The sequence below is a fragment of the Pseudomonas paraeruginosa PA7 genome, from assembly GCF_000017205.1.
GTDB classification, from domain to species: domain Bacteria; phylum Pseudomonadota; class Gammaproteobacteria; order Pseudomonadales; family Pseudomonadaceae; genus Pseudomonas; species Pseudomonas paraeruginosa.
In genome coordinates this window covers 3,043,925-3,066,034 of record NC_009656.1, presented here as the reverse complement: position 1 = coordinate 3,066,034, position 22,110 = coordinate 3,043,925, and the positions used below count along the sequence as shown (strand labels likewise).

Genomic DNA, 22,110 nt, shown 5'->3' with positions numbered 1-22,110 from the left:
ATGGCGACGACACTCAAACCGGTGGATGCGGTGGTGGTCGGCTTCGGCTGGACCGGAGCGATCCTGGCCAAGGAGCTGACCGAGGCCGGGCTCAACGTGGTGGCGCTGGAGCGCGGCGAGAACCGCGATACCTATCCCGACGGCGCCTACCCCAACACCCTCGACGAGCTGACCTACAACACCCGCGGCAAGCTGTTCCAGAATCTCTCCAAGAGTACCGTGAGCATCCGCCACGGGATCAACGACACCGCGCTGCCCTACCGCCAGCTCTCCGCCTTCCTTCCCGGCGACGGCGTCGGTGGCGCCGGCCTGCACTGGTCCGGCGTGCACTTCCGGATCATGCCCGAGGAGCTGCGCCTGCGCAGCCATTACGAGGAACGCTACGGCAAGAAATTCATCCCCGAAGGCATGACCATCCAGGACTACGGGGTCAGCTACGAGGAGCTGGAACCGCACTTCGATTTCGCCGAGAAGGTCTTCGGTACCTCCGGCACCGCGCATACGGTCAAGGGCCAGGTGGTCGGCAAGGGCAATCCGTTCGCCGCCGACCGCTCGGACGACTTCCCTCTGCCGGCGCTGCGCCAGGTGTACTCCGCGCAACTGTTCCGCAAGGCCGCCGAGGAACTCGGCCTGCACCCCTACGACCTGCCGGCGGCCAACGCTTCGGGGCCCTGGACCAACCCCTACGGGGTGCAGATGGGACCGTGCAACTTCTGCGGCTTCTGCAGCGGCTACGCCTGCTACATGTATTCCAAGGCCTCGCCGAACCTGAACATCCTCCCGGCGCTGCGCCAGACCCCGCTGTTCGAACTGCGCGCCAACTGCAACGTGCTCAAGGTCAACCTCGACAGCGACGGCAGGCAGGCCACCGGCGTGACCTACGTCGACGCCCAGGGGCGCGAGATCGTGCAGCCGGCGAAGCTGGTGATCATCAGCGCCTTCCAGTTCCACAACGTGCGCCTGCTGCTGCTCTCCGGCATCGGCAAGCCCTACGACCCGCGCACCGGCGAGGGCGTGGTGGGGAAGAACTTCGCCTACCAGAACATGGCCACCATCAAGGCGTTCTTCGACAAGGACGTACACACCAACCCCTTCGTCGGCACCGGCGGCGGCGGCGTGGCGGTGGACGACTTCAACGCCGACAACTTCGACCACGGCCCGCTGGGCTTCGTCGGCGGCTCGCCGATGTGGGTCAACCAGGCCGGTTCCAAGCCGATCGGCGGCCTCGCCGTGCCGCCCGGCACGCCGAGCTGGGGCAGCGGCTGGAAACAGGCGGTCAAGGACGCCTACACGCACACCGTGTCGATGGACGCCCACGGCAGCAACATGACCTACCGCGACAACTACCTCGACCTCGACCCGACCTACAAGGACGCCTACGGCCAGCCACTGCTGCGCATGACCTTCGACTGGAAGGACAACGAGATCCGCATGAGCCGCTACGTCACCGAGCACATGCGCAAGATCGCCGAGGCGATGAACCCCAAGGCCATCTCGGTGAGCGTGAAGAACTTCGGCGACCACTTCAATACGCGGGTCTACCAGACCACCCACCTGCTCGGCGGGGCGATCATGGGCAGCGATCCGAAGACCAGCGTGCTCAACCGCTACCTGCAGAGCTGGGACGTGCACAACGTCTTCGTCATGGGCGCCTCGGCCTTCCCCCAGGGCACCGGCTACAACCCCACCGGGCTGGTGGCGGCGCTGGCCTACTGGTCGGCCAAGGCGATCCGCGAGCAATACCTGAAGAACCCCGGTCCGCTGGTGCAGGCATGAGGAGCGCAACGATGAAACCGACAGCCTTGCTCGCCCTCTCCGTCCTCGCCTGCGGCATCGCCCAGGCCGCCGAGGCGCCGGACCCGGCCCTGATCAGGCAGGGCGAATACCTGGCCCGCGCCGGCGATTGCGTGGCCTGCCACACCGCCAGGGACGGCAAGCCGTTCGCCGGGGGCCTGCCGATGGAAACGCCGATCGGTGCGGTGTACTCGACCAACATCACCCCGGACCGCAAGACCGGCATCGGCGACTACAGCTTCGAGGACTTCGACCGCGCCGTGCGCCACGGCGTGGCCAGGTCCGGCGACACGCTCTACCCGGCGATGCCCTACCCGTCCTACGCACGAGTCAGCGAAGCGGACATGCGCGCCCTCTACGCCTACTTCATGCATGGCGTGGAGCCGGTGGAGCAGCCCAACAAGGCCAGCGACATCCCCTGGCCGCTGTCGATGCGCTGGCCGCTGGCGTTCTGGCGCTGGACCTTCGCTCCCGAAGTGAAGGACTTCCAGGCCGCCGCCGGGCAGGACCCGGTGCTGGCGCGCGGCGCCTACCTGGTCGAAGGCCTTGGCCACTGTGGCGCCTGCCATACCCCACGTGGGCTGGGCATGCAGGAGAAGGCCCTGGCGGCGAGCGATGGCGCGGCCTACCTGTCCGGCAGCGCGCCGCTGGAGAACTGGATCGCCAAGAGCCTGCGCGGCGACCACCGGACCGGACTGGGCAGCTGGAGCGAAGCCGACCTGGTCAGCTTCCTGCGTACCGGCCGCAGCGAGCGCAGCGCGGTGTTCGGCGGCATGTCCGACGTGGTGGTGCACAGCATGCAGTACATGACCGACGCCGACCTCACCGCCATCGCCCGCTACCTCAAGTCGCTGCCGCCAGCGGACCCCGCCGACCAGCCGCACGTCTACGACGAGAGCGTGGCCCAGGCGCTATTCCACGGCGACGACAGCAAGACCGGCGCGGCGCTCTACGTCGACAACTGCGGGGCCTGCCACCGCACCGACGGCAAGGGCTATGCGCGGGTCTTCCCGGCCCTGGCCGGCAACCCGGTAGTGACCGGCGGCGACCCGACCTCCCTGGTGCACATCGTGCTCAAGGGCGGCTCCCTGCCGGCCACCCACCAGGCACCGTCGAGCTTCACCATGCCGCCGTTCGGCTGGCGGATGAACGACCAGGAGATCGCCGACGTGGTCAACTTCATCCGCACCAGCTGGGGCAACCAGGCGCCGAGCGTCAGCGTCGACGAGGTCAAGCGCCTGCGCAAGGCCACCGGCGCGGCGGCGGTGGGCGACATTCCGCCGCCGGGACCGGCCGCGGCGGATCGCGGCTGAACGCCAGGCCTCTGGCGAAACGCCATTCCAGCCCCTCTCCCGCTCGCGGGAGAGGGTTGGGGAGCGGGAGTGCGCCGTCCCGAGCATGGCCCTCCCCCTTCAGTCATCGCCCAAGCGCACATGCCGCCCCAGCTCGTCGAACAACGCGACCACCGAGCGCAACGCCCGGCAGTCCGGACGGGTCAGCAGCCACAAGGCGCTGGCGCAGCCCTCGAGGTCGGCGTCCAGTACCCGCAGGCCGTCGCCGTCGCGTAGCAGGTAGGCGGGGATCGCCGCCAGGCCGAGGCCGGCGCGGGCCATCTCGGCGACCGCCAACACGCCGTTGCAGCGGTAGGCCGGCAATACCCCGGGATAGTGTCGACGACGCCAGACCACGCTCGGGTGGTCGGGAAGGAAATCGTCCGGGGCGATCCAGTGCAGCATGGCGGGCTCCGCCGCGTCGCGGCCCTCCAGGTAGCGTTCGCTGGCGCAGAGCACGTAGTGCACCTCGCCGAGGTTGCGCCCGACCAGGTGTTCCGGCGGCGTGCGGGTCATGCGCAAGGCGATGTCGGCGTCGCGCCGGCTGAGGTTGGCAAAGTCGTTGGAGGTCGCCAGCTCCAGTTGCAAGGCCGGATAGCCAGGCATGAAGCGCGCCAGCGCCGGCAGCAGCAGGCCATGCAGGACAGCGTCGGAGCAGGTCAGGCGCACGGTACCGCTGAGCACCTCGCGCTCCAGTTCGAGGCCGATGCGCGCCGCCTCCAGCGCCTGCTCCGCCAGTTCCGCCTGCTGCGCCAGACGGCGGGCGGTCTGGTTCGCCAGGTAGCCGCTGCGGCTCTTGTCGAACAATGCCTTGCCGAGGTTCTTTTCCAGCCGGCGGATGGCCCGGAAGACCGTCGACACATCGACCCTGAGCAACTCTGCGGCCCGCGCCAGGCTGCCGCCGCGAACCAGGGCGAGGACCAGGGCGAGATCGGCATGGTCCAGGCGATATTGCAGCGGTGCATTCATCTTTTGCATTGGCGCCGATATCGAGTGCGGAAACGCAACTATAGAGTGAGCGCCAGGGCCCGCCAACCGGCGTGGCGAAACTGGAGCGAAAACGGATGTCCACCCCTCCCGCGGCGCCGCTGCGCATTGCCCTGGTCGGCGACCACGACCCGCACATCACCGCCCACCGGGCGATTCCCCTGGCCCTGCGCCTGGCCGGCGAGGCACTCGGCCTGAAGATCGCATTCGACTGGCTGGCCAGCGACCGCCTGCCCGCCGAGCCGGCGCTGGAACGCTATGACGGGTTCTGGTGTGTGCCGGGCAGCCCCTATCGCGACACCGACGCGGTGCTGCGCCTGATCGCCCATGCCCGGGGCCGGCGCCGGCCGTTCCTCGGTACCTGCGCCGGCTTCCAGCACACGATCCTCGAGTTCGCCCGCAACGCCCTCGGCTGGCAGGCGGCGACCCATGGCGAGGAGCATCCGCACAGCGACCAGGCGGTGATCGCCACCCTGCCCTGCGCTCTGCTCGAAGCCCGCGAGGAAGTCCGCCTGCTGCGCGGCTCGCGCCTGGCCCTGGCGTATGCCGCCGACTGGATCGAGGCAGACTACCATTGCCGCTACGCAATCGCCCCGCGCTTCGCCGCGGAACTCACCGGCGGCGCACTGCGGGCCAGCGCCTGGAGCGCCGACGGGGCGATCCGCGCGGTGGAGCTGGAACAGCATCCGTTCTTCGTCGCCACCCTGTTCCAACCCGAGCGGGCAGCCCTGGCCGGCGTCCTGCCGCCACTGCCGAAGGCATTCGTCGAGGCGTGCCGGACGCAGCGCCGCGACCGCCCGCGGCGCGGCCCGACACCTTATTACGCAGTGATCTTCAGCTCCCATCGCAGCGCCGTCGACGACGGCTACGCCGAAGTGGCCGAGCGCATGCTGGAACTGGCCAGCCGCCAGCCGGGCTATCTCGGCGTGGAGTCGGTCCGCGGCGCCGACGGTTTCGGCATCACCGTGTCCTACTGGGACAGCGAGGCGGCGATCCGTGCCTGGAGCCGCCACGCGGAGCACCGCGACGCCCAGGCGCGCGGCCGGCGCGACTGGTACGCCGGTTTCAGCGCGCGGATCGCCCGGGTCGAACGCGAATACGCCTTCCCGGCTCAGCCGGACACCGCGCAGTCTCCGGCCTCGTCCTGAGCCAGCACCCGGAAGCAGGCCAGGGCCAGCAGCCAGGCCAGCCAGCCGGCGCCGACCGCGACGAGGAAACCGCTGGCGGCGCCGTAGCCCTCCACCACCCAACCGGCCAGCGCCGAGCCCAGGGCCATGCCGATGCCCAGCCCGGTGATGGCCCAGGTCAGGCCTTCGGTGAGGCGCGCCGGGTCCACCGCGCGCTCGACCAGGCCCATGGCCAGGATCATCGTCGGCGCCACGCTGAAACCGGCCACCAGCACGGTCAGGGCAAGCGCGAGGATGCTGTCCACCCCGAGCAGCGGCACCAGGCTCAGGGCCATCAGCGTAATCATGCAGAGCAGTTGCCGGGAAAGCGCCAGGCGCCAGCGCAGCAGCCCGAACAGCAATCCCGCGAGACATGAGCCGACGGCATAGACCGACAACACCAGGCTTGCCGCCGCCTTGTTGCCGTGGGTCTCGGCGAAGGCCACGCTGACCACCTCCACCGCGCCGAAGATCACCCCGATGGCAGCCAGCACCAGCGCCAGCACGCGCACCGCCGGATAGGCCAGCGCACTGCCGGCGCGGCGCCGCGGCTGGGCATGCAACGGCGGTTCGGTGCCGCGTTGCAGGCTGAACAGGCTCACCCCGGCGACCAGGAACAGCGTCGCCAGCAGCGGCCCCGCCTCGGCGAACCAGCCGACGCTGAGGCTCACCGCCAGCACCGGCCCGATGATGTAGCAGACCTCGTCCATCACCGATTCGAAGGAGAACGCCGTATGCAGCTTCGGCGAACCACGGTACAGCTCGCTCCAGCGCGCCCGCACCATGGCCGGCATGCTCGGCATCACCCCGGCCAGCAGGGCGAACAGGTAGAGCCAGGCGTTCGGCGCGCGATAGTGCGTGCAGAGCAGCAGCGCGGCCATCGCCAGGGCGCTGGCCAGCGCCGCCGGGAGCAGCACCCGGCCCTGGCCGAAGCGGTCCACCAGGCGCGATACCTGCGGCGCGAGCAGCGCATTGCAGAACACGAAGGTGGCCGCCACGGTGCCGGCCAGCCAGTAGTCGGCATGTACCTGGGAAAGCATGGTGACGATGCCCAGGCCGGTCATCGACAGCGGCATCCGCGCCAGCAGGCCGGCGGCGGAAAAGCCCTTGGCGCCAGGCGCGGAAAACAGTTCGAGATAGGGATTGCTCATGGAAAGCCTCGGCTGGCCGGTTCCAGCGGAACCGGCGACGACGGGAGAAAGCGAAACTTGCATACGCTGCGTATGTAAAAAATCATGGAGACATACGCAGCGTATGTCAATTATCCTGAAGCCCCCTTGCCACCCGGAGACCTCGCATGGCCCGCAAGCCTCGCGCCGAAATGATCGAGGAGACCCGCGCCAAGCTGATCGATGCCGCGCGCCGGGCGTTCGCCGCCAGCGGCTACGCCGACGCCTCGATGGACGAACTGACCGCCAGCGCCGGCCTCACCCGTGGCGCGCTCTACCATCACTTCGGCGACAAGAAGGGCCTGCTGGCCGCCGTGGTGCAACAGATCGACGACGAGATGAACGCCCGCCTCGGCGCCATCCTCGCCGCCGGCAGCGACCTCTGGCACGGCTTCCGCGCCTACAACCGGGCCTACCTGGAAATGGCCCTGGAACCGGAGATCCAGCGCATCGTCCTGCGCGATGCGCCGGCGATCCTCGGCTGTACCAGCAGCGAGGCCAGCCAGTTGCGCTGCCTGCAATCGATGACCGGACAACTGCGCGAGCTGATGGACAGCGGACGGATCCGCCGCGCCGACGCCGAGGCCCTGGCCTGGTTGCTCAATGGCGCGCTGGTGGATGCCGCGCTGCGCATCGCCAACGCCGAACATCCGCCGCAGAGCCTGGCCAGGGCCTGCCAGGCCCTGGACGTGCTGCTCGACGGCCTGCTCATGGAGTGAAGCCAATGGACTACCGCATCAGAACCAGCCGCGACGAGGACGCCGCGCTGCTCCCGGCCATCGAGCGCTCGGCCGGGGAAAGCTTCCGCCTGCTGCCCGAGCTGGCCTGGATCGCCGACGCCGGGGTCGCCGGGGTGGACTTCCATCGCCGCCTGATCGAACGCGGCAGCCACTGGCTGGCGGAAGACGCCGATGGCCAGCCGGTCGGCTTCCTCGCCGCCGAACGCTGCGCCGACGAATTGCACATCGCCGAGCTGTCCATCGCCCAGGCCCACCAGCAGCAGGGCCTGGGCCGCCGCCTGCTGGAACGCGCGGTGACCTACGCCCACGCCAGCCACTGCCGGGCGCTGACCCTGACGACTTTCTGCGACGTGCCCTGGAACGCGCCGTTCTACGCGCGCCTGGGCTTCCAGCGGCTGACCTGGCAGGAAGCCGGCGAGCGCCTGCGCGCGATCCTCGGCCACGAGCAGGAGATCGGCTTCGCCGCCGACAGCCGCTGCGCGATGCGCCTGGTGCTCTAGACGGCGGCAAAGGGCTTGACCGGCGGGTGGCGGGTGACGGTACAGTTGCCAACTGCAACAGGATGTTTCAGCGCTGCCCCGGACGGGCTTCCGCTCTCCCTCTTCCCCAGTGTGCCCTTGCATGAGCAGCCAACGCCGAAACTACCGCTTCATCCTTGTCGTCACCCTGTTCCTCCTCGCCTCCCTGGCCGTCTCCGGACGGCTGGTCTATCTCCAGGTCCACGACCACGAGTTCCTCGCCGACCAGGGTGACCTCCGCTCGATCCGCGATCTGCCGATCCCGGTCACCCGCGGCATGATCACCGACCGCAACGGCGAGCCGCTGGCGGTATCCACCGAAGTCGCGTCGATCTGGTGCAACCCCAGGGAAATGGCCGGCCACCTCGACGAGGTGCCGCGCCTGGCCGGGGCCCTGCACCGCCCCGCCGCGCCGCTGCTGGCCCAACTCAAGGCCAACCCGAACAAGCGCTTCCTCTACCTCGAGCGCGGCCTGTCGCCGATCGAGGCCAGCGAGGTGATGGCCCTGGGCATAACGGGCGTACACCAGATCAAGGAATACAAGCGCTTCTACCCCAGCTCCGAGCTGACCGCGCAATTGATCGGCCTGGTCAACATCGACGGCCGCGGCCAGGAAGGCACCGAACTGGGCTTCAACGACTGGCTTAGCGGCAAGGACGGGGTACGCGAGGTGGCGATCAACCCGCGCGGCTCGCTGGTCAACAGCATCAAGGTACTGAAGACGCCCAAGGCCAGCCAGGACGTGGCCCTGAGCATCGACCTGCGACTACAGTTCATCGCCTACAAGGCGCTGGAAAAGGCCGTGCTCAAGTTCGGCGCGCACTCCGGCTCGGCGGTGCTGGTGAATCCGAAGACCGGACAGATCCTGGCGATGGCCAACTTCCCCTCCTACAACCCGAACAACCGCGCCAGCTTCGCCCCGGCCTTCATGCGCAACCGCACCCTCACCGATACCTTCGAGCCGGGCTCGGTGATCAAGCCGTTCAGCATGTCGGCGGCGCTGGCCTCCGGCAAGTTCGACGAGAACAGTCAAGTCAGCGTGGCACCGGGCTGGATGACCATCGACGGGCACACCATCCACGACGTCGCCCGGCGCGACGTACTGACCATGACCGGAGTGCTGATCAACTCCTCGAACATCGGCATGAGCAAGGTCGCCCTGCAGATCGGACCCAAGCCGATCCTCGAACAGCTCGGCCGGGTCGGTTTCGGCGCGCCGCTGTCGCTGGGCTTCCCCGGCGAGAACCCGGGCTACCTGCCGTTCCACCCGAAGTGGTCGAACATCGCCACCGCCAGCATGTCGTTCGGCTACAGCCTGGCGGTGAACACCGCCGAGCTGGCCCAGGCCTACTCGGTGTTCGCCAACGACGGCAAGCTGGTGCCGCTCAGCCTGCTCCGCGACAACCCGCAGAACCAGGTGCGCCAGGCGATGGACCCGCAGATCGCACGGCGCATCCGGGCGATGCTGCAAACCGTGGTGGAAGACCCGAAGGGCGTGGTCCGCGCCCGCGTGCCGGGCTACCACGTGGCGGGCAAGAGCGGCACCGCGCGCAAGGCCTCGGGCCGGGGCTACGCTGACAAGTCCTACCGTTCGCTGTTCGTCGGCATGGCCCCGGCGTCCGACCCGCAACTGGTGCTGGCGGTGATGATCGATTCGCCGAGCAAGATCGGCTACTTCGGCGGCCTGGTCTCGGCGCCCACCTTCAGCGACATCATGGCCGGATCGCTACGCGCCCTGGCGATCCCGCCGGACAATCTGCAGGACAGCCCGGCCGTCGCCGACCGCCAGCACCACGGCTGACCGCCGCCTAGCCGTCGTGCTCGCGACCCTCGGCGTCCAGCCAGTGCGCCCCCGGCCCCTCGGCGGAGAGCTGGTCGCCGGGATTGCGCAACGGGCAGGCCTGCAGCGACAGGCAGCCGCAGCCGATGCAGCCGTCCAGCTGGTCGCGCAACAGCAGCAGCTTGTCGATTCGCTCCGTGAGGTCGGCCTTCCACTGCGCCGACAGGCGCGCCCAGTCCGCCGCCGTGGGGCTGCGCCCGGCCGGCAGGGTATCCAGGGCACGGGCGATCTGCGCCAGGGGAATGCCGACCCGCTGGGCGACCTTGATCACCACCACCCGGCGCAGCGTCTCGCGGCTGAAACGACGCTGGTTGCCGGCGTTGCGCTGGCTGCTGATCAGCCCCTTGGATTCGTAGAAGTGCAGCGCGGAGACCGCCACGCCGGCACGCTTGGCCAGTTCGCCGACGCTCAGTTCGCGGGATGCGCAGGAATTCTTCATGATTGGCTTGACCTCAAGTTTACTTGAGGTTTTACCCTGAGCCGGCCCTCGACACAAGTCATCCGGAGTAACCCGCCATGCTCATCCCCTGCTCCTACTGCTGTACCGACGACCAGTGCCCGGCCGATGGCGAGCGGTCGCCGTGCTACGCGCAATTCATCGATATCGAGGTGGAGCCCGCCAGCCAGTTGTCGCTGGCGCTGGAACAGAACGCGCACCTACAACGCCTGGAACGCTGCTTCAGGAAATGCCCGGGCTACCTGTCCGCCAGCCTGCACCCCAGCGAGGACGGCCAGCACGTGCTGAACTACACCTGCTGGCGTTCACGCGAGGACTGCGAACGCGCCTGGCAGGCCCGGGAGGACGCGCAAGGCCCGCTGAGCGCGGGCGTCTGGCGGCTGGGCGCGAAAAGCGTGCGTTTCGAGACCTTCCTGGTCGGCGCCGAGGGCTGCTGAGCCCACCGGCGCCGACGGTCGGTCTCAGAAGGACTTCCGCAGGGACGCCATGTCGATCACGAAGCGGTACTTCACGTCGCTGGCCAGCATCCGCTCGTAGGCCTGGTTGATCTGCTGGATCTCGATCATCTCGATGTCGCAGGCGATCCCGTGGGTCGCGCAGAAATCGAGCATCTCCTGGGTCTCGGCGATGCCGCCGATGGCCGAGCCGGCGATCGAGCGGCGCCCCATCACCAGTTGCGCGCCGTGTACCGCCGGCTCCAGCGGCTCGAGCAGGCCGACCAGTACGAGGGTGCCGTCGCGCCTGAGGGTCGCCAGGTAGGGATTGAGGTCGTGCGGGTGCGGCACGGTGTCCAGGATCAGGTCGAAGCGCCCGGCGACGGCGGCCATCCGCTGCGGGTCGGTGGAAAGGATCACCTGGTCGGCGCCGAGCCGCCGCGCTTCCTCTTCCTTGCCCGGCGAACGGGTGAACAGGGCCACCTCGGCACCGAGCGCCCTGGCGAACTTCAGGCCCATGTGACCGAGGCCGCCCAGGCCGACCACCGCCACCCGGCTACCGGGGCCGACCTTCCAGTGGCGCAGTGGCGAGTAGGAGGTGATCCCGGCGCACAGCAGCGGCGCCGCCGCCTTCGGGTCGAGCCCCCGGGGGATACGCAGGACGAAGCGTTCGGAAACCACGATACGCTCCGAGTAGCCGCCGAAGGTCGGCAGGCCGTCGTGGCGGTCGCGGCCGTTGTAGGTCAGGGTCGGGTATTCCGCGCAGTACTGCTCCAGGCCCTCGGCGCAGGCGGCGCAGTGCTGGCAGGAGTCGACCATGCAGCCGACGCCGACCAGTTCGCCGACCGCGAAACCGCTCACCGCGGCGCCGACGCTGGCGACCCGGCCGATGATCTCGTGGCCCGGCACCAGCGGGTACAGGCTGTTGTGCCATTCGTTGCGTGCCTGATGGATGTCCGAATGGCAGACGCCGCAGTAAAGGATGTCGATCACCACGTCGTCGACGCGCGGCGCGCGCCGTTCGAAGCGGTGGGCGGCCAGCGGGGCGCTGGCGGACTGCGCGGCATAGCCGCGGATCTGAAGGGTCATCGGCGTGTCCTCTTGACGGGAAGGCGGGCCGCGCGTTCCGGCATGGCGGAGGGCGGCCCGGTACGGGCGGCAATTGTTGGCCGGATGGCCGCCGGCGCAGAATGTCCATTCCTGTCGAAGCCTTGCCTATTCGTGCCGAAGTGACGCGCCACCCCTGCCCAGGCACGCGCGAGGTTGCTACGTTTGCCTCCCCTTCCGGAGAATCGCTCAAGGCATGACCGCACAGAACCCACTGGCGCAGCTGATCGCCGACCTGCACCCGCAGCCCGGCATCAGCGCCACCCGCATCCCCGGCGTGCACCTGATGCAGGCCGAGCGCGACTATCCGCGCGGGCCGATCTTCTATGAGCCGCGCATCTGCATCATCGCCCAGGGGCAGAAGATCGGGCACCTCGGCGGCGAAACCTATCGCTACGACGCCCACCACTACCTGGTGATGTCGGTGCCCCTGCCCTTCGAATGCGAGACCCATGCCTCCCCCGGCGAGCCGCTGCTCGGTTTCAAGGTCGATGTCGAGATCGGCGTGCTGAAGGAGTTGCTGCTGCAAATGGAAGACGTTCCCGGCGACCCCGAGGACAGCGAGGTGGCACCCAGCGCGCCGATGGCCTCGGTGCCCCTGGACGCGGGCATGCAGGATGCCGCGCTGCGCCTGGTGCGCTGCCTGCACAGCCCGATGGACAGCCATATCCTCGGCCCGCAACTGGTCCGCGAGATCATCTTCCGCGCCCTGCGCAGCGAACAGGGCAGCGCGCTGCGCGCCGTCGCCGGCCGGCACAATGGCTACGGGCGGATGGCGCGCGCCCTGCGGCGCATCCACACCGACTACGCCAGCGCTCTGGACATCGACACCCTGGCCCGCGAGGCGAACATGAGCGTGTCGACCTTCCACCACAACTTCAAGGCGATGACCTTCACCTCGCCCCTGCAATACCTGAAGAGCGTGCGCCTGTACAAGGCCTGGAGCCTGATGGTGCAGGACGGCCTGAACGCCAGCACCGCGGCCGGCCAGGTCGGTTACGAGAGTCCGTCGCAGTTCAGTCGCGAGTTCAAGCGCTATTTCGGCCGCACGCCGAGCGAAGAAGTCCAGGCTGCTCGCGGTTGAGAGGCGCGCGGCCCGCTATGGCGGGCGTGCTGCTTGCAATACATATGGATATACGTATATTCGATTTTCCATATACAAGAGCGCGACACCATGCTCATGCCCCCCGACCTGTTCAAATGCCTGGCCGACGAGACGCGCCTGCGCGCCACCCTGCTGATCGTCGACCAGGGCGAACTGTGCGTCTGCGAACTGATGTGCGCCCTCGCCGACAGCCAACCGAAGATCAGCCGTCACCTGGCCCAATTGCGCAGCGCCGGGCTGCTTCTCGACCGCCGCCAGGGCCAGTGGGTGTATTACCGCCTGAACCCGGCGCTGCCGGCCTGGATCCACGAAGTCCTGCAAGTGTCCCTGCGGGCCAACGGCGACTGGCTGCAAGCCGACGCCGCGCGCCTGCGCGACATGGACGGCCGCCCGCAGCGCGCCTCCGCCTGCTGCCCATAGCGCGAGCCGCCCCATGCTGATCGCCTTCGCCATCTTCCTGTTCACCCTGGTCCTGGTCATCTGGCAACCCAGGGGCCTCGGCATCGGCTGGAGCGCCAGCATCGGCGCGCTGCTCGCCCTGGCCCTGGGCAGCGTCGCGCCGGGCGACATCCCGACCGTCTGGAACATCGTCTGGAATGCCACCGCCACCTTCATCGCGGTGATCGTCATCAGCCTGCTGCTGGACGAGGCCGGCTTCTTCGAATGGGCCGCGCTGCACGTCGCGCGCTGGGCCGGCGGCGACGGCCGGCGCCTGTTCGCCTTCTGCGTGCTGCTCGGCGCGGCGGTCTCGGCGCTGTTCGCCAACGACGGCGCGGCGCTGATCCTCACGCCTATCGTGATGTCGATGCTGCTGGCCCTGCGCTTCAGCCCGGCGGCGACCCTGGCCTTCGTCATGGCGGCAGGCTTCATCGCCGACAGCGCCAGCCTGCCGCTGGTGGTGTCGAACCTGGTGAACATCGTCTCGGCCGACTACTTCGGGCTCGGCTTCGGCGAGTACGCCGCGGTGATGCTGCCGGTCAACCTGGTGAGCGTCGCGACCTCCCTGCTGGTGCTGTTCCTGTATTTCCGCCGCGACCTGCCGCCGGTCTATGCGCTGGAGCAATTGAAGCCGCCGCGGGCGGCGATCCGCGACCGTGCGACCTTCGTCGTCGGCGGCTGGATGCTGCTGGTCCTGCTCGCCGGGCTGTTCGCCCTGGAGCCGCTGGGCGTCCCCGTCAGCGCGGTGGCCGCGGCCTGCGCGGCGCTGCTACTGGCGGTGGCCGGGCGCGGGCGGGTGATCTCGACCCGGCGGGTGCTGCGCGAAGCGCCCTGGCAGATCGTGGTGTTCTCGCTGGGCATGTACCTGGTGGTCTACGGCCTGAAGAACGCCGGGCTCACCGACCTCCTGGCGCAGTTCCTGGACCGCCTGGCCGGACACGGCGTATGGGTGGCCGCGCTGGGCACCGGGCTGCTTTCCGCCGCGCTCTCCTCGGTGATGAACAACATGCCCAGCGTGCTGCTCGGCGCCCTGTCGATCCAGGCCAGCGACGCCGCCGGCGCGGTGCGCGAAGCGATGATCTACGCCAACGTCATCGGCTGCGACCTGGGGCCGAAGATCACCCCTATCGGCAGCCTGGCGACGCTGCTCTGGCTGCACGTGCTGGCGCGCAAAGGCACGCGCATCACCTGGGGCTACTACTTCAGGGTCGGCGCCCTGCTGACCCTGCCGGTCCTGCTGGCGACCCTTTCGGCCCTGGCCCTGCGCCTGAGCCTCTGAGATCCGCCGCACGGCGGAAGGAGCATGCGATGCGAGTCCTGTTCATGTGCACGGCCAACAGTTGCCGCAGCATTCTTTCCGAAGCCATGTTCAACCACCTGGCCCCGCCAGGTTTCGAGGCATGCAGCGCCGGCAGCCAGCCCAGCGGCAGGGTGCATCCGCGCAGCCTGGCGACCCTCGAACAGGCCGGCATCGCCACCCACGGCCTGTACAGCAAGGGCAGCGAAGCCTTCGAAGGCGCGCCGCCGGACATCGTCATCACCGTCTGCGACGCCGCCGCGGGGGAAGCCTGCCCACTGTATTTCGGCGCAGCGCTGAAGGCCCATTGGGGCCTGGCCGATCCCTCCACCCTGGACGGCGACGAGGCCCAGCGGGATGCGGCGTTCCGCGCCACCCTGGCACGTAGCGAACAGCGTTGCCGGGCCTTCCTCGGCCTGCCCTTCGCTACCCTGGATCGCGACCAGCTCAAGCGCGAGCTGGAGCGCATCGGCTCGCTCTGACCGGAGGAAGCATGTCCGAACAACTACCCAACCTCGATCCCGCACTGCTCGGCGACCCGCCACCCGTCTCCGGGCACAGGCCGCGCATCCTCCTGCTCTATGGCTCGACCCGCGAGCGCTCCTTCAGCCGCCTGCTGGTGCTGGAGGCCGCACGCCTGCTCGAACGCTTCGGTGCCGAAACGCGGATTTTCGACCCTTCCGGACTGCCATTGCCCGACGACGCACCGCTGGAGCATCCCAAGGTCCGCGAGTTGCGCGACCTGGTGCAGTGGTCGGAAGGCCAGGTCTGGTGCTCGCCCGAGCGCCATGGCGCGATGGCCGCGGTATTCAAGGCGCAGATCGACTGGATTCCCCTGGCGCTCGGGGCCGTGCGCCCGACCCAGGGCAAGACCCTGGCGGTGATGCAGGTCTGCGGCGGCTCGCAGTCGTTCAACGTGGTCAACCAGTTGCGCGTGCTGGGTCGCTGGATGCGCATGTTCACCATCCCCAACCAGTCCTCGGTGCCCAAGGCCTACCTGGAGTTCGACGAAGAAGGCCGGATGAAGCCGTCGCCCTACTATGACCGGGTGGTCGACGTGATGGAGGAGTTGTTCAAGTTCACCCTGCTCCTGCGCGAGCGCACGGACTTCCTGGTGGACCGCTATTCGGAGCGCAAGGAAAGCGCCGAACAGCTTTCCGCGCGGGTCGACCAGCGTTCGCTCTGAGCCGCGCCCGCCTCACTCGCGCCCCGGCGGATGGCCGAAGCGCGCGCGATAGGCATGGGTGAAGTTCTCCGGACTGGAGTAGCCCAGGCGATAGGCTATCTGCGCGATCTGCCAGCGGCCCTCGCGGACCATCTGCCGGCCGATCTCGAGACGCCGGTCGCGGACGTACTGCAACATCGAGCGACCGAACTCGTTCTTGAAAATCCGCCGCAGGGTGGTTTCGCCGACCCCCAGTTGGCGCGCCAGTTCGAGGCTGGCAGGCGGCTGGCCGAGGTTCGCCTCCAGCAGGCGGCGCGCCTCGTGGGCCAGGTCGCGCTGGGCGCGCGGGGTACGCGCGCGACGAAGGTCCGCGCCGCCCAGGTGGGCCGCCAGCTCCACCAGCAGGCCCAGGGTCAGGCTCTCTTCGTGCAGGCGTGCGAGGGCACCACGGTAGGGATTCTGGTAGAGGCGCTCGAACAGGGCGCTGATGGCGCCGCAACGGGACAACTGGGTGAAGCTCGCGCCGTCGCCCTTCAGCCGCGCCAGCGGTCGCAGGGCGCCATCGCCGGTTTCCAGTTCCTCCTCCAGGTAGCTGGCGGCGATCCGCAGCCCGCCCAGGCGCACGCGGCTGCCCGCCGGCAGGATATCGAAGGCCTCCATCGGCTCGCCGGTGCCGAGCACCGAAGGACCACCCAGGTTGTAGAGATAAGGCTCGCCGCCGTCGACGCTGTGCCGCCACTGGCCGTCGAACATCTGCACGATGCACAGGCCTTCCGGCAGCACCTTGTGGGTTCGCAGCGGCTCGGTGAAGCTCAGGTCGCAATCGAAATACTGCATCGACGGGCGCACCGTCCGCGCCTGGTAGTGGCCGGTGGCGCTGCCGAGCATCTCGCGCGCGTCGAGGATGCGCGACTGGCACAGGGGCGAAGGCGCGTCGAAGTAGAGTTCCGTGTCGTGGTAGGGATTCCAGCTTTCCATGGCGAAGATATCGGTGGTACGCAGCCATCTGAACCGGTTCAGGCAGCGGCTTTCCAGGTTGGTTCCGTGCGCTGATCGAACCGAACCTGTGGGCCGCGACGCTTTTCCTGTGAGCAGCGGCCGCCTCGGTTGTTCGTGATCCGCGCCTGTATTAATACATGCGCCCCTTTTATATCGCGTTGCCAAAGGGGGCGAGAATGATAGCAAAGTGGAGTGCGGCGCTGCTGCTGGGCGCGCTGACCTGGGGTGCCTGCGTGGCGCATGCCGAAGAGGCGCGGCCGCCAGTCGCCGACAAGGTGGTGGCCTACCAGGGCCAGCAGGGGCTCAAGGTCTGGACCCTGCGTATCGGCGAAGCGGCGGCCGGCGAAGCGCTGTTGCAGGTCGAAGGCCTGGACCACGACTGGGACCGCCTGATCCACAAGGTGAAGGTGGAAAAGAGCAGCAGGGACAGTCGGTATTCCACCGAACTGAACGGCAGCAAGTACGTGATCCTGATCGTGCGCGACGGCTGGGGCGAGCTCTACCTGCCCGGCGAGCAGCAGACGCGGCAAGTCGCCTATAGCGAGGCGCTGTCGTCCGCCGGCGAGCCGCAGGCGTTCCTGACCGACTACCTCGAGCAGAAATAAGCGCGGATGAGCCACGATACGCTACGGGTCAGGCTGCTCGCATTCCTCTTCCTGATTCCCCTGGTGCTCTACGCCTGGTCCGCCGTGCAGGCCTTCCGCGTCGACTCCAGCCTGCGCGACGAACAGTTCATGCGCGACTGGAGCGCCTCGGCGCGCAACGACCCGGAAGCCGCCGGCGCTATTCCTCGTCACCTGTTCCGCCCGGCCTATGGCGTCGAAGGTCATCTTCACCAGTTCGCCGAAGACGCCGAGGCCATCCGCCGCGACCATCCATGGCTGGCCCTGCGCGGCTGGCTGGCCGCTCTCGGCAAGCTCTGCGCGCTGGCCTCGGCGCTGGTCGCGGCCGCGTTACTGGCGAAACTGGAATACGACGGGCGCCGCTCGATGCGCTCGCAAGCCTACCTGCTCGGCCACCTCGCGCCGGCCTGGCGACGCCTCGGTCGACTGGTCCCGTTGCACGCCGGCCTGCTGGTCGCCGCCCTGGCCAGCCAGTTGCTCTACGAAGCGCTGTGGAGCTACAGCCACTGGCACAGCCACGGTTTCACCGCCCTGCTCTTCTCGCTGCCGCTGTGGCTGCTGTTCCTCGGCGGCCTGCTCATGCTGCGGCGTCTGCGCGGCGAACTGCTGCCGCTGGAGGAGCCGGAGCTGCACCTGCTCGGCCGCGAACTCGACCGGGTCGCCGCGCCGGGGCTCTGGCAATGGCTGGGACAGATCGCCGAGCGCGCCGGAGCGCCGCTGCCGGACCACGTCGTCACCGGCATCGAGCACTGCTACTTCGTCACCCAGGCCAGGGTCCTGCTGGCACCCCGCGGCATTCCCCTGGCGGGGCGTACCCTGTACATCCCGCTGACCTACGCCTCGGTCATGAGCGAGGCCGAAAGCGCCGCGATCATCGGCCACGAACTGGGCCACTTCGCCGCCGGCGACACCGCCCACGGCGCCTCCCTGTCGCTGCTGCAGCGGCAGGTGCGCCTGCGCATCGAACGCATCGCCGCGCCCGAGGATGGGCATGTCGGCCTGCTCGGCAAGCCGGGCCTGTGGGCCGCGCTGTACTTCTTCGAACGCTTCGAGCGCGCCTACCTGCACTGGAACCGTCGCCAGGAACTGGCGGCCGACAAGGTCGGGGCGCGGGTGGCCGGCGCACGGACCTTCGCCATCGCGCTGCTGCGCACCTGCGCCCTGGCAGGACTGATCGAACGCCTGCTGGCCAGCCCGCAGACGCGCAACCTGGTGCATGCGCTGACCGACCATCTGCGCGGGAACTCCCTGGAGCTGGACGAACACGACAGCGCTCGCCGCCTGGAGCACCCGTTCGACAGCCATCCGCCAACCTGCCAGCGGATAGCGGACCTGTCCCTGGCGCTCGATGACGACCTGCTGCGGCAGGCGAGCCGCGTCGTCAGCGCTGACGACACGCAGTGGCTCAACCGCCTGCTCGCCGCCGGTCACGGGGGAAGCCGATGAACCCGCCTGGCGCGCGATCTCCCTGCCCCACCGGGACAAGGGACGACGAAGCCACACGGTTGCGGCGCTTCGTCGGCAGCGTTCCCAACCGGATAGGCATCGGCGCCGCCCGTGGCGCGGCGCCGCTGTCCGCCTTGCTCGGCCTGCTGCTGCTCGGCGGCGCCTGGACGCTGCGCGACCACCCCGGGCGCGAAGCGCTGGCGCTGTGCCTGCTGGCGTCGGCCGCACTCCTCCTGGGCCTGGCCCACCTGCAGCGCAACGCCAGGAACGCGCCGTTCCTCGTGCTCGGCGATGGATGCTTGCGCGCACGCGGCCTGTCGGCGCCGCTGGACCTGCTGGAGGTCGCCGACCTGCGCCTGGAGGACGGCGTCTGGTTCACCACGATAACCCTCGAACTGCACGGCAAGGCGCCGCCGGCGCCATCCACGCGCCCGCTCGATCCGTTCGCCGCGCGGGCCGTCAGCGAATGCCGGGGCGGCCCCCAGGTTCGCCTGCTGTCCCCCGGCTGGCGGCTCAATGGTCGCAACCTCTCGCTTCTGGAAGCCGCGGAGGTCATCGACCTCTACCTGGACATCGCCCGCGCCCAGGCCCGGCTCCGCCAACTGGGCGGAACGCCGCCCAGCACTCCTTCTTTCTCCCCAACGCCAAGGATATCTCCATGAGCAACCAGGAACCCCGGGACCTCGTCTCCAACCTCGCCGAAACCCTCGGCGCCGAGCATGAAGAACTGAACCAGGCGAAGACCGCCGAGGTCGTCGCCCACCTGGAAAAGGTAATCGCCAACGTGCCGCCGGCCACCGAATTCACCAATACCCGCAAGTACGTGGTGCTGGGTCCGCTGCTGAGCATCGTGCCCTTCATCATGACCGGCATGTGGTTCTCCCAGGGCAAGCCGGGGGTCGGCGTCGTCGGCTTGCTGCTCGGCCTGTTCGGGCTGTTCCTCGGCTACCAGCATCGCAACTCCGGCAAGACCCCCTTCATGCGCCTGACCCGTACCCAGCTCTGGGCCGACAGCCTGTCGGCTCCGGTCGAGCTGGCCGACGTCATCGATTTCAGCGTCAAGGCCGACATGCTGCAAACCACCCAGACCCTCCACCTGCGCCCCGAAACGCCCCTGCCGACCCATCGCGCCGTACGCCAGGTGTTCGCCTCCCAGGCCATGGCCTTCAAAGGCAAGGACCCGCGCATCACCATCATGTCGGCCGGCCTGCAGAGCGACGGCAAGAAGCTGGACTGCGACGACATGGCGGCGATCCTCGACGCCTACATCCAGGCCGCCCACGCCCAGCGCTACCTGCAACAACTGCGCAGCCAGGGCTGAGTGAAGGGCACGGTCCATCCGCGAAGGCTGCTGCTTTGCCTGGTGCTGGTACCAGCGCTGCTGGCGGGGCTCGGCGCCTGGCAGTCCTGGCGCGCCGAGCAGCAGGCCGAGCGACTGGGCGCCGCGCAGCAGCGGGTCGAGCGCGCGCTCGCCGAAGCGCGGGCGCTGCCGCCGAGGGCCAGCGTCCGGGTGGACGGCCGGGCCTATGTGCGCGACCTGGCCCTGGCGCGGCTCGACGAGCAACTCGTCGACACACGAAGCGCACAGCGCCTGAATCGCTTCGCCGCCGTCCTCGCCGATAGCGGAGCCTGCCTGGCGGCGCTGGTCGCCGTACTGGGAGCCGTCTCCCTGGCCGGCATCGCCGGCGCCGCACGCAGCGCACTGCGCTCGCGGCGCTGCCTGCTCCTGTGGTTCGAGCTGGGCAGACGCCTGCTGCCCTGCCTGCTGCTGGCCCAGATCGGCCTGCTCGCCCTGGCCCTGGCCTGTGCCGGAACGTTCGAGATCCTCGGGCTGTGGCGGGTCGGCCAGGTTCCGGTCAGCGAAGGACGCACCCAACTGAGCGTGGCGCTGATCCTTCTCGGCCTGCTGGCGTCGGCGTTGCAGATGCTGGCGAAGATCGGCCGCTTGCGACTGCGCCCGGCGCCGGCCCTGGATGTCATCGGCCGCCGGCTGGGCGAAGAGGATGCGCCGGAACTCTGGACGCTACTGCGCGAGCTGGCGGCGCGCCTCGATACGCCAGTCCCGCAGCACCTGCTGGTGGGACTCTGCGACGGCTTCTACGTGACCGCCAACCGCGTCTGCCTGCAACCTTCCGGCGAGCATCTGGAAGGACGCAGCCTATACCTCTCGCTACCGTTGCTGGGCCTGCTGGATCGCGCCGAACTGAGTGCCGTGATCGCCCACGAACTGGCCCACTTCGCCGGCCGCGACGCCCATTACAGCCTGCGCTTCCTGCCGATCTACCAGGGCGCCGCGAGCCAACTGGCCGCCATCGAGGAACAGCAAGCCAACGTCTTCGAACGTGCGGCACTGGAGCCGGCGCGACTGTTGGCCGGGTACTTCCTCGAACGTTTCGGCCTCGCCGTGAACCACTGGAGCCGCCTGCGCGAATTCGCCGCCGACCGCCACGCCGCGCAACTGGCCGGTGCGCCGGCGATGGCCTCGGCCCTGCTGCGCAGCGCGGCGGCCGGCGCGCCGATACGGGCGTTCCTCGAACATTGCCTGCTCGCTCCGGCGCGCGCGCCGGACAACCTGGTGGACGCCATCCACGTCTACCTGGGCCAGTCCGGCCTGGAAGCACCGGACCCCGGCGCGGAGGGACTCCAGGTCCATCCGCAGGATACCCACCCTCCGCTGGGCATGCGCTGCAAGGCGCTGGGAGAGAGCTTCGAACGCACCTGGGCCGGGACCGCCGGCCGGGCCGTTGCGACACGACCGCCGAGCCAGGCGCTGAGCGTCTGGCTCGGCGACCCCCTGGCGTTGAGCCGAGCGCTCAGCGCCGACCTGCTCGGCAAGACCTGTGAGAATCCCCATGCAAGAAACTGACGAAACCCTCGACGAACTACCCCCGCTGCAAGCCCGCTGCGTGATCCGCGAGGTCTCGCGGGGCACCGCCTGGGTCGCCCTGCTCGCTGGCCTGGCCGCTGGCGTCACCGGTCTCTGGCTCGGTTCGCTGCCCCACGCCTGGCATCTCGCCAGCGGCCAATGGCTGTTCTGGCTGCCGGCCGCGCTGCTGCTGGCCGGGGGCCTGTATGCCAGCCTCGTGGGGCTGTTCCTGTTCCGGCGCCACGGCCAGGTCGCGCTGACCCTGACGCCGGAGAGCATCGCCTTCGCCAACGCGCCGCAGGTGCCGATGTACACCTTCCAGTCGCTGGAGATCGAGCGCGGGCGCTGGCTGGAGCTGACCTTCGCGACCACCTTCGACTGTACCGCGCCACGCTTCTCCAGCCATCCGCGCTTCGATCCAAGGGGCCTGGCCAGGCCGGAAGCGCGCGCGGTAGCCGGTGGCAAGCGAGTGAAGCTGGCGCTGTGCGGAGCCGAGGTGAACGGCGAGAAGATGTCCCTGGAGCCGCTCGCGCAATTGATCTACCGCTACATTCTCGCCGGCCACCACCAGCGCGCCATGCAGTACCATCGCGCGCCGCCGACGGCCCCCACCCTGCCCTGAAGCGCG

23 protein-coding genes are annotated in these 22,110 nt (G+C 69.0%); 18 read left to right on the top strand and 5 right to left on the bottom strand.

The features are described from left to right. Both PSPA7_RS14165 and PSPA7_RS14160 read left to right on the top strand, forming a co-directional pair. Positions 1-1,776: a GMC family oxidoreductase gene (locus PSPA7_RS14165; RefSeq protein WP_003110747.1), complete on the top strand. Its 1,776-nt coding sequence runs from the start codon at positions 1-3 to the stop codon at positions 1,774-1,776. 11 nt (positions 1,777-1,787) lie between these two features. After that, on the top strand, positions 1,788-3,107 hold the full coding sequence (locus tag PSPA7_RS14160; RefSeq protein ID WP_012075750.1) for a c-type cytochrome: 1,320 nt from the start codon (positions 1,788-1,790) through the stop codon (positions 3,105-3,107). A 99-nt stretch (positions 3,108-3,206) separates the two neighbouring features. On the opposite strand, the gene PSPA7_RS14155 is transcribed toward PSPA7_RS14160, so the two are convergent. Further along, positions 3,207-4,103, bottom strand: a complete 897-nt coding sequence (locus PSPA7_RS14155; protein WP_041025351.1) for a LysR family transcriptional regulator — start codon at positions 4,101-4,103, stop codon at positions 3,207-3,209. An 86-nt stretch (positions 4,104-4,189) separates the two neighbouring features. Here PSPA7_RS14155 and PSPA7_RS14150 point away from each other — a divergent pair, with 86 nt between their 5' ends. After that, positions 4,190-5,260: a CTP synthase C-terminal region-related (seleno)protein gene (locus PSPA7_RS14150; protein WP_012075748.1), complete on the top strand. Its 1,071-nt coding sequence runs from the start codon at positions 4,190-4,192 to the stop codon at positions 5,258-5,260. On the opposite strand, the gene PSPA7_RS14145 is transcribed toward PSPA7_RS14150, so the two are convergent. Next, positions 5,224-6,429: an MFS transporter gene (locus PSPA7_RS14145; protein ID WP_012075747.1), complete on the bottom strand. Its 1,206-nt coding sequence runs from the start codon at positions 6,427-6,429 to the stop codon at positions 5,224-5,226. The genes PSPA7_RS14150 and PSPA7_RS14145 overlap by 37 nt on opposite strands. 146 nt (positions 6,430-6,575) lie before the next feature. Here PSPA7_RS14145 and PSPA7_RS14140 point away from each other — a divergent pair, with 146 nt between their 5' ends. The 3 genes from PSPA7_RS14140 to PSPA7_RS14130 all read left to right on the top strand — a co-directional run bounded on the left by PSPA7_RS14140 (position 6,576) and on the right by PSPA7_RS14130 (position 9,506). Further along, positions 6,576-7,166 (top strand): TetR/AcrR family transcriptional regulator, encoded by a 591-nt coding sequence (locus PSPA7_RS14140; protein WP_003150295.1) that lies wholly within the window; start codon positions 6,576-6,578, stop codon positions 7,164-7,166. Positions 7,167-7,171: 5 nt separating this feature from the next. Continuing rightward, complete coding sequence (locus PSPA7_RS14135) at positions 7,172-7,687, top strand: GNAT family N-acetyltransferase (protein ID WP_003089295.1); 516 nt, start codon at positions 7,172-7,174, stop codon at positions 7,685-7,687. A gap of 121 nt (positions 7,688-7,808) precedes the next feature. Beyond that, a complete protein-coding gene (locus tag PSPA7_RS14130) occupies positions 7,809-9,506 on the top strand; it encodes a peptidoglycan D,D-transpeptidase FtsI family protein (RefSeq protein ID WP_012075746.1) in 1,698 nt (565 codons plus the stop codon). 7 nt (positions 9,507-9,513) lie between these two features. Here the strand turns inward: PSPA7_RS14130 and soxR are convergent, their stop codons facing one another. Further along, positions 9,514-9,984, bottom strand: coding sequence for a redox-sensitive transcriptional activator SoxR (soxR, locus tag PSPA7_RS14125; RefSeq protein WP_012075745.1), 471 nt, complete (start codon positions 9,982-9,984; stop codon positions 9,514-9,516). 77 nt (positions 9,985-10,061) lie between these two features. Between soxR and pumA the strand changes: the two genes are divergently transcribed. Continuing rightward, the gene (gene pumA, locus PSPA7_RS14120) at positions 10,062-10,439 is read left to right on the top strand and encodes a monooxygenase PumA (protein WP_003150300.1); all 378 of its coding nucleotides are present in this window, start codon (positions 10,062-10,064) and stop codon (positions 10,437-10,439) included. 24 nt (positions 10,440-10,463) lie between these two features. Here pumA and PSPA7_RS14115 read toward each other — a convergent pair whose 3' ends face one another. Beyond that, positions 10,464-11,525 carry an NAD(P)-dependent alcohol dehydrogenase gene (locus tag PSPA7_RS14115; protein ID WP_012075744.1) on the bottom strand — a complete coding sequence of 354 codons (1,062 nt, stop codon included), beginning with the start codon at positions 11,523-11,525 and terminating at the stop codon, positions 10,464-10,466. Between the two features lie 214 nt (positions 11,526-11,739). Here PSPA7_RS14115 and PSPA7_RS14110 point away from each other — a divergent pair, with 214 nt between their 5' ends. The 5 genes from PSPA7_RS14110 (at position 11,740) to arsH (ending at position 15,569) form a co-directional block, all read left to right on the top strand. After that, positions 11,740-12,627, top strand: coding sequence for an AraC family transcriptional regulator (locus PSPA7_RS14110; RefSeq protein WP_012075743.1), 888 nt, complete (start codon positions 11,740-11,742; stop codon positions 12,625-12,627). Positions 12,628-12,717: 90 nt separating this feature from the next. Then, entirely contained in the window at positions 12,718-13,068 is a 351-nt protein-coding gene (locus PSPA7_RS14105; RefSeq protein WP_003150304.1) for a metalloregulator ArsR/SmtB family transcription factor, read from the top strand. 13 nt (positions 13,069-13,081) lie between these two features. Next, entirely contained in the window at positions 13,082-14,365 is a 1,284-nt protein-coding gene (locus PSPA7_RS14100; protein ID WP_012075742.1) for an arsenic transporter, read from the top strand. 29 nt (positions 14,366-14,394) lie between these two features. Then, positions 14,395-14,865, top strand: coding sequence for an arsenate reductase ArsC (locus PSPA7_RS14095; protein WP_012075741.1), 471 nt, complete (start codon positions 14,395-14,397; stop codon positions 14,863-14,865). Between the two features lie 11 nt (positions 14,866-14,876). Beyond that, positions 14,877-15,569: an arsenical resistance protein ArsH gene (arsH, locus tag PSPA7_RS14090; RefSeq protein WP_012075740.1), complete on the top strand. Its 693-nt coding sequence runs from the start codon at positions 14,877-14,879 to the stop codon at positions 15,567-15,569. Positions 15,570-15,581: 12 nt separating this feature from the next. On the opposite strand, the gene PSPA7_RS14085 is transcribed toward arsH, so the two are convergent. Further along, positions 15,582-16,436, bottom strand: coding sequence for a helix-turn-helix transcriptional regulator (locus tag PSPA7_RS14085; protein WP_074197344.1), 855 nt, complete (start codon positions 16,434-16,436; stop codon positions 15,582-15,584). 287 nt (positions 16,437-16,723) lie between these two features. On the opposite strand from PSPA7_RS14085, the gene PSPA7_RS14080 reads away from it, so the two are divergent. Genes PSPA7_RS14080 through PSPA7_RS14055 form a run of 6 tightly spaced genes read left to right on the top strand, consistent with a single transcriptional unit; the run spans position 16,724 to position 22,104 of the window. Beyond that, positions 16,724-17,152 (top strand): hypothetical protein, encoded by a 429-nt coding sequence (locus PSPA7_RS14080; RefSeq protein WP_012075738.1) that lies wholly within the window; start codon positions 16,724-16,726, stop codon positions 17,150-17,152. A gap of 6 nt (positions 17,153-17,158) precedes the next feature. Further along, entirely contained in the window at positions 17,159-18,616 is a 1,458-nt protein-coding gene (locus tag PSPA7_RS14075; protein ID WP_012075737.1) for a M48 family metallopeptidase, read from the top strand. Beyond that, on the top strand, positions 18,613-19,278 hold the full coding sequence (locus tag PSPA7_RS14070) for a hypothetical protein (protein ID WP_033999872.1): 666 nt from the start codon (positions 18,613-18,615) through the stop codon (positions 19,276-19,278). The genes PSPA7_RS14075 and PSPA7_RS14070 overlap by 4 nt, the downstream gene beginning before the upstream one ends. Then, positions 19,275-19,937, top strand: a complete 663-nt coding sequence (locus PSPA7_RS14065; RefSeq protein WP_012075735.1) for a hypothetical protein — start codon at positions 19,275-19,277, stop codon at positions 19,935-19,937. Before PSPA7_RS14070 ends, PSPA7_RS14065 begins: the two co-directional genes overlap by 4 nt. Continuing rightward, positions 19,938-21,482 carry a M48 family metallopeptidase gene (locus PSPA7_RS14060; RefSeq protein ID WP_012075734.1) on the top strand — a complete coding sequence of 515 codons (1,545 nt, stop codon included), beginning with the start codon at positions 19,938-19,940 and terminating at the stop codon, positions 21,480-21,482. Continuing rightward, a complete protein-coding gene (locus tag PSPA7_RS14055; RefSeq protein ID WP_012075733.1) occupies positions 21,469-22,104 on the top strand; it encodes a hypothetical protein in 636 nt (211 codons plus the stop codon). Before PSPA7_RS14060 ends, PSPA7_RS14055 begins: the two co-directional genes overlap by 14 nt. The last annotated feature ends 6 nt before the right edge of the window (positions 22,105-22,110 follow it).